This window comes from Peptoniphilus sp. HCN-40583 (assembly GCF_037892835.1).
In the GTDB taxonomy this organism is placed as follows: Bacteria; Bacillota; Clostridia; order Tissierellales; family Peptoniphilaceae; genus Aedoeadaptatus; species Aedoeadaptatus rachelemmaiella.
In genome coordinates this window covers 1-420 of the sequence record NZ_JBBKBU010000067.1, presented here as the reverse complement: position 1 = coordinate 420, position 420 = coordinate 1, and the positions used below count along the sequence as shown (strand labels likewise).

The 420-nt window shown below is 51.2% G+C and carries 1 protein-coding gene; it reads left to right on the top strand.

Annotated elements, in window-relative coordinates:
* Positions 1 to 420: transposase (locus WKT05_RS10595; RefSeq protein ID WP_340414065.1), on the top strand; the 420-nt coding region annotated here is incomplete at both ends.

The window sequence follows — 420 nt, the reverse complement described above, 5'->3', positions numbered from 1 at the left end:
CCTCCTTGAAAAAGACATCCTGCCCGTCTTCCCCTACACTCGATCCAAACGAAAACCCACACTCGAGGCCCCCTACTACAAGCGCGACTTCATCTACGACGCCTACTACGACTGCTACCTCTGTCCCGAAGAAAACATCCTCCCCTACAGCACCACCAACCGTGAAGGCTACCGCGAATACAAAAGCAATCCCAAAATCTGTAAAAACTGTCCCACCCTTCACCGTTGCACCGCCAGTAAAAACCATCAAAAAATCGTCACTCGCCACCTCTGGCAAGACGCCCTGGACATCGCGGAAGACTACCGCTACACCACCCAAGGAAAAGCAGAATACAAACAACGAAAAGAAACCATCGAACGTCAATTCGGCAGCGCGAAAGAATACCATGGCCTACGTTACACCAACCAACGTGGACGAAA